Annotated in this window: 7 protein-coding genes, 1 tRNA gene and 1 riboswitch; of the genes, 2 read left to right on the top strand and 6 right to left on the bottom strand. The window is 37.5% G+C overall.

The features are described from left to right. Nucleotides 1-6: 6 nt before the first annotated feature. Complete coding sequence (locus AAV98_RS10980) at nucleotides 7-957, top strand: TRM11 family SAM-dependent methyltransferase (protein ID WP_060665604.1); 951 nt, start codon at nucleotides 7-9, stop codon at nucleotides 955-957. A gap of 44 nt (nucleotides 958-1,001) precedes the next feature. Here AAV98_RS10980 and AAV98_RS10985 read toward each other — a convergent pair whose 3' ends face one another. From AAV98_RS10985 to AAV98_RS11000, 4 genes are all read right to left on the bottom strand, one after another. Then, nucleotides 1,002-1,697: an N-acetylmuramoyl-L-alanine amidase gene (locus AAV98_RS10985; RefSeq protein ID WP_060665605.1), complete on the bottom strand. Its 696-nt coding sequence runs from the start codon at nucleotides 1,695-1,697 to the stop codon at nucleotides 1,002-1,004. Nucleotides 1,698-1,729: 32 nt separating this feature from the next. Then, nucleotides 1,730-2,659: a DMT family transporter gene (locus AAV98_RS10990; protein ID WP_060665606.1), complete on the bottom strand. Its 930-nt coding sequence runs from the start codon at nucleotides 2,657-2,659 to the stop codon at nucleotides 1,730-1,732. Nucleotides 2,660-2,779: 120 nt separating this feature from the next. Next, nucleotides 2,780-2,851, bottom strand: a tRNA-Ala gene (locus tag AAV98_RS10995). Between the two features lie 62 nt (nucleotides 2,852-2,913). Continuing rightward, complete coding sequence (locus AAV98_RS11000; protein WP_060665607.1) at nucleotides 2,914-3,615, bottom strand: MgtC/SapB family protein; 702 nt, start codon at nucleotides 3,613-3,615, stop codon at nucleotides 2,914-2,916. Between the two features lie 123 nt (nucleotides 3,616-3,738). Between AAV98_RS11000 and AAV98_RS11005 the strand changes: the two genes are divergently transcribed. Then, on the top strand, nucleotides 3,739-4,635 hold the full coding sequence (locus tag AAV98_RS11005; RefSeq protein WP_060665608.1) for a DMT family transporter: 897 nt from the start codon (nucleotides 3,739-3,741) through the stop codon (nucleotides 4,633-4,635). A gap of 26 nt (nucleotides 4,636-4,661) precedes the next feature. Here the strand turns inward: AAV98_RS11005 and AAV98_RS11010 are convergent, their stop codons facing one another. Then, nucleotides 4,662-4,844, bottom strand: a complete 183-nt coding sequence (locus tag AAV98_RS11010) for a hypothetical protein (protein ID WP_060665609.1) — start codon at nucleotides 4,842-4,844, stop codon at nucleotides 4,662-4,664. A gap of 100 nt (nucleotides 4,845-4,944) precedes the next feature. After that, on the bottom strand, nucleotides 4,945-5,532 hold the full coding sequence (gene thiT / locus AAV98_RS11015; protein WP_060665610.1) for an energy-coupled thiamine transporter ThiT: 588 nt from the start codon (nucleotides 5,530-5,532) through the stop codon (nucleotides 4,945-4,947). A 67-nt stretch (nucleotides 5,533-5,599) separates the two neighbouring features. Then, nucleotides 5,600-5,701, bottom strand: a riboswitch (TPP riboswitch). Between the last annotated feature and the right edge of the window lie 299 nt (nucleotides 5,702-6,000).

The raw sequence follows: 6,000 nt of genomic DNA on the forward strand, positions 1-6,000 counted from the left end.
AAATGATTGGCAGACCAAAAGAAACCGGCCTTTATATATACGTATGCATATAGCAAAGAAGAGCGCTCCTTATGTCATTTAGAGATGCGATCTTTTTTTGGCAAGGCAACAGATGATAACATTATCAAAAGTACTACAAAAATTGATCCCAGTAGAAGCCCTTTTATCCGCGAAAGAATAGAAGTAATATATGAGGGAGCTTCATTGCAAGAAATTGTGGATCAAGTGAAGGATATAGCAATGGACAATCAAACGTTCAAAGTTATATTCTCCAAAATAAATGATAGGAAAGTGCCACATACGATTGAATATCAAGAACGTCGTGATATCGAACGCGCCGTCGGTTGGGTTATTGAAGGAGAAGCTGATGTTCATCAACCTGATCATATTTTTGGCATGGCCATTGTCGGCAATTGTTGGTATTTTGGTCATTATTTAAAAAGTGAAGCGGTATGGCTTCAGCATACGAAAAAGCCCAGGGAATATTCAACTGCTTTAAGCACGCGTGTCGCTAGGGCTGTTGCCAATATTGCCATTCCAATTCCTGAGGGAATAAAGTCTATTGATCCTTGCTGTGGGATAGGAACGGTACTTGTTGAAGCATTATCCATGGGGATTAATATGGATGGGAGAGACATAAACCCGTTAGTGGTAAATGGTTCTAGGGAAAATATTGAACATTTCGGTCTCAAAGGAAATGTTACGCTAGGACCTATATCGGATGTGACGGATAACTATGATGTGGCGGTTATTGATATGCCATACAATCTTTATACCCATGCTACCCGGGAAGATCAACTATCCATCCTGATTCATGCACGCCGTTTCACAAAAAAAGTCGTTGTCATTACCATCGAGACAATGGATGACATGGTGGAGGAAGCTGGGTTTACCATTATCGATCGTTGTGAGACCCAAAAGGGTTATTTTACAAGAGAGATTTTAGTTTGTGAATGAAAAGTGGAAAAGAGACCATGATGCTGGTCTCTTTTTTTATGCTTTTAATAACCTATTCTGGACCAATCAAACATTTCACCTGGATCGCTTTTACGCACAGGAGCGTATTCGTGATGGCCAATGATATGTTCCCGGTCGTTCTGAATTAACGGATTGCGTTTTAAAATGTCTTTTAATAAAATCTTCAATGACGCATACTGAGCATCCGTGTACCCAATATCGGTTGGAGAAATGGAATCATAGATATCCTCTGGCATTATCGAAAGCATCTCTTCCTTCGTTCCAATCGCAAGCAATTCTATTCCAATAGAAAAGTCGTTCAAACCACTCTCATACTCTTGGTAGTTTAATAGATGCCCTTTTCCGGCATGAAAGGCTGCGCGTTCTTCCGGTACCATAAGGTAGATCTCTCCACCCCTGCCTATCATATAATGAGCAGATACCTCATACTCTTCAAAAAGTGCATAGACTTCTTTAATGTTATAAGGGTCTTTAGGTGAACGAAGAGCGTTATTGGTAAAGTGGAGCATGACATGTGTGATAGGGGCACCTCTGACTCTTGAATTTTTCTTGGGGAGGAGCCATTCCTCCATATCCAAGTTAGAGGGTTCTGACGGAACACTCCATGCTGGTGCTGTAATTTCATCTATTTTATCCAATTGTTTTTCGGTATGATTTGTCGGCTTTGCGCAACCAGTTATTAAGAATAGGGTAATGCATAGATAGGTAATTTTCAGCATACTATTTCCTCTTTGTTTAGAATTTATTTATACTAATTCTTTTTAAAAAGTGGAAATCCTTCTATTAATTTTGGCAGCATTTGTCCATTAACAATTATTACTCCAACAATGATGATGATTCCTCCTAAAACACCATGTATAAGAATCTTTTCATGTAAAATGACAACTGCTGCTAGTAAAGTAGAAAGCGGCTCCAAATATAAAAACATAGAAACTTTTGATGCGGCCATTACTTCATGTGCTTTTCCCCAGTACCAATATGCAATTCCTGACACAAAAATTCCAAGAAACACAAGATGAGCCCACTCGTTAAGAGATAATAACTTTAACGTCTCCCACCCTTTATTTCGCACAAGAAATGGAGTTGTAAGAACGAAGCCCACTAAACTCATATAAAATGTTACAACAAGTGCTGGATAAGGGATGCGAAGACCTTTTAATAGAATGGAATAGATAGCCCAATTCAAAGTACTTAAAATCATTAATAGAAAGCCTAAGTTAATCGTCAATGAAAGGGTCTGCCCGTTTCTTGCGGAAGTGATAAGCAATACACCCAATACGGAAAGAATCATCCCAATAGCCTTTGAAAATGTCATTTTTTCATGCAGAAAAATCATAGACAGGAGTACTGTAAATATTGGGGAGAAGGAAATAAGCCACCCTGCAGAAGAAGCATCAATGGTCAATAAGGCGGTTGCCTGCAATACCTGATGAACAAAAACTCCTAAAACACCTAATACGATTAGATGGGGTACGTACTTAATGGAAATATAGAATCTTTCTCGTGTTAATAGTAATAAAAGGAATAAAAACAAAGCTCCTATGCCAAATCGCATTACCAATAATGTAAAAGGATCAAGCTTATATAGGACAGCTTTAGTGGATACAAAGGATATACCCCAAAAACTGATGGCCATGGTGGCATAGAGGGAGGCAGTAAAGGTTTTTCTAAAGGGAATCATTAACTATCAACCTTCTTTCAACGGACTGTCACTATCATCGTATGCTTGTCCTGTTGAAAGATATTCTAGAGATTAGCACATATAAAAAAGCACCACTATAAAATAGTGGTGCCTTAAGTATGGAGCGGATGGGATTCGAACCCACGACCCCTTCGCTGCCAGCGAAGTATTCTCCCACTGAACTACCGCCCCGATGAGAATGAATTTATTTTATCAAACATTCTTTCTTTTGCAAACGTTTTTTTAAAAAAGATTTAGTCCAAGTTTTCAACTTCTGCTTGAATGACACCTGTAAGTGATTTTAGCTCATAATATACATCTGTGGTATATACGCTTTTCTTGGTGGTGATGATACAATTAAGCACAATATCATCTTTTTCTTCTTTTACCTTAACTCGCTTAATGGCAAGGTTTTTGTGGTGTATCTCCTTCATAACCATGGTCAGGTCAATATCTTTCTCAATAAAAATCTTAACTTTTATTTCTTTTTCCTTTAGTTTCTTCGGTCCAATCTTATCAAAGAGGGAAGGTATTACCTTCACGCCCAAAATGATGAAAATAACACCGAATGCCCCTTCTATATAAAATCCTGCTCCTATTGTAATTCCAAGTGCAGCGGATGCTAATACCAATGAAGCTGTAGTCAGTCCGGAAATAGCCTCGTTACTTCTCCTTAAAATTACCCCAGCTCCAAGAAATCCAATACCGCTTATAACATAGGAAGGAATTCGCCCCGGATCCATAGGTCTTGAGTATTCCTTTGAATAAAGAAAGGCAGATTCATAGGAAACGATAGTCAATAAGCACGCCATTACTGAGACGATGACGCAGGTTTTAAGTCCAAGAGGTTTGCCCTTCAATTCACGTTCTAACCCTATAATGATTCCAGCAACTGAAGCAAAAATAAGTTTAATAATAAAATCGTATTCATTGGTATATTCCATGAAAAAGTCCATAAGGCCCCTCCTGTAAAAAGTAAAGATATGATATTCTATAAAAAATATTTGTAGAAAATTATAACAATGTTCTGTAAAATTAGAAAGGTTATTTAAAAATATTAACAGTGTGGGTGAAGGCAATTGACTAAGTGGTTTAATCCATACGTGGCTCTCGCGGTGGGAGTAATTTCTGTATCTACATCCGCCATTTTTGTAAAACTAGCGGATGCCCCTGCTGAAGTAATCGCCTTCTACCGGTTACTATTCTCCGTGATAATACTACTACCCATATTTCTATATAAATATGTTGGAGAATTAAAGCATATTTCGAAGAGGGATTGGCTCTTCTCGGTGTTGGCAGGTATGTTCCTAGCGTTTCATTTTATTCTATGGTTTGAATCTTTAAATTATACCAGTGTAGCAAGTTCAACAGTTCTCGTAACCCTCCAACCTTTGTTTGCATTCATTGGAACGTATTTGTTTTTCCAAGAAAGACTAAGTAGTAAAGCTATTGTAAGTGGATTGATGGCAATAGTAGGGAGCGTGATAATCAGCTGGGGTGATTTTAAGATTAGTGGGATGGCTTTATTTGGGGATATACTCGCTTTGGTGGCATGTGCACTTGTAACAGCTTACTTATTGTTCGGACAGGACGTCAGAAAAAGACTATCATTGATTACCTATACGTTTATCGTTTATGGTTTCAGCTGCGTTACCTTGTTTTTGTATGTACTAGTTTCGGGAGAACCACTTACAGGGTATTCCTCTACAGATTGGTTTTGGTTCATTCTGCTTGCCATTATTCCAACTTTACTTGGCCATTCTTTTTTCAATTGGGCTGTTAAATACATCAGCACAAATGTTATCTCAATGAGTATTTTATTTGAACCGATTGGTGCAGCAGTACTCGCTTATTTTATCCTACATGAGATGCTGACTTGGACTCAATTGATTGGAGGGCTGCTTGTGATGCTTAGTGTGGGGTATTTCTTAAAGGATAACCGCAAGAAACAATCAAAACTAAAAGCCGACATATAGTCGGCTCTATCTATTATATGTATTATTCATTGGAGTCTGGTGGCCATCATTGCAAAAAACATTCCAAGTGTAAGGCTCACAATGAACCCTTCTCCGCGTACTTTTCCTTCTTCATCACTTATACGCAACCCTTCAAAATATGCAAACAGTAATAAGCCAATTGAAGTCAGTAATGCTACAATAAATGCTGCGTATTTTACTAGATCCATATCTAATCCTCCTATTTCACTTATTACTAGATTGTATGAGAGACTTTAATAGAACATTCTATTATTTTTCGTAGAAAAAAAGCTGACCATAGAGGCCAGCTTAAACGATGGAATTATTAAATGTAAATATACGAGGAACGGTTTTAATCAAAAGTACTGTTACAATTGTTGAGATTATGAAGCTCGGAAGCATAAATGACCCGTTATACAATAATGAATAAACCCATACCGCTTGTCCTTCAGGAGCTAAATAGCCAAAGTAGATTATACCTGCAGCGTAATGGGCCAAAAATCTAAGAAGGCAACCTAGAAAAGAAGCAATACCGACATACAATACTAGCTTCTTTATGTTATCTTCCCTAGCAGTTGTTGCTACTTGCTTAGCTACTACACCAGCAAAACCTAATGCAGAAAAAGCTACTATATAATCCAGAAAAATTTGTACCGGATCTATTCCGAACATTTGACCTGTAACAATCTGGAGTAGACCAAGAATAAAACCGGATAAAATACCTCCTTTTATCCCCCAGCGAAAAGCCATGATAAATACCGGGACCATAGAAATAGTGATGGAACCACCTTGTGCCCAAATCTTTAGAGATAATACACCTGCTAATAAATCAAGCAAATAACCAAGCGCCCCAAAAATTGCAACTTCAACTAAGAACAATGTGTTATTTTTCTTCATAAATATCCCCCTTAACATAATAAAAAAAAGCGATAAAGGGGGCCCCTTTATCGCTTAATTAAAATAAGTAATAAATCCGCCACATCCCTACGATAGTGCTAACTAACAGGTTCAAAGGGTCAGAACATCAAATTCACTCTCAGCCCTAAAGGCTCCCCTCGTGGAAAAGAATTAAATTGTCTCTCTTCATCATACATAAACCACAAGAAAACGACAAGTTTCTTCCTTACTTAACAATAATAGCAGAGCGATGTTGAGTATATTCTATTAGTAGAAGATTAATTAAAAAATATTTAGAAAAAGTATTGCAATATAGTTGTAGAGGTGGTATATTTAATTTCGTCGCTGCGAGGGCAGAGACAAGATGTGAAAATGCTACTTCAAAAAAATAAAAAACAGCTTGACTTTAAAACGACAAGTTGTTATGATTAGGAAGTCGCTTTTGAGCGAATCTTGTAAGAAAATGAT

This window comes from Bacillus sp. CHD6a, assembly GCF_001293645.1.
Lineage (GTDB): Bacteria > Bacillota > Bacilli > Bacillales > Bacillaceae_I > Sutcliffiella_A.

Bases quoted from the DNA above. Each gene is read 5' to 3' on its own strand.
- AAV98_RS10985 (WP_060665605.1), bottom strand. From the start codon at position 1,697: ATGCTGAAAATTACCTATCTATGCATTACCCTATTCTTAATAACTGGT.
- AAV98_RS10990 (WP_060665606.1), bottom strand. From the start codon at position 2,659: ATGATTCCCTTTAGAAAAACCTTTACTGCCTCCCTCTATGCCACCATG.
- AAV98_RS11000 (WP_060665607.1), bottom strand. From the start codon at position 3,615: ATGGACTTTTTCATGGAATATACCAATGAATACGATTTTATTATTAAA.
- AAV98_RS11010 (WP_060665609.1), bottom strand. From the start codon at position 4,844: ATGGATCTAGTAAAATACGCAGCATTTATTGTAGCATTACTGACTTCA.
- thiT (WP_060665610.1), bottom strand. From the start codon at position 5,532: ATGAAGAAAAATAACACATTGTTCTTAGTTGAAGTTGCAATTTTTGGG.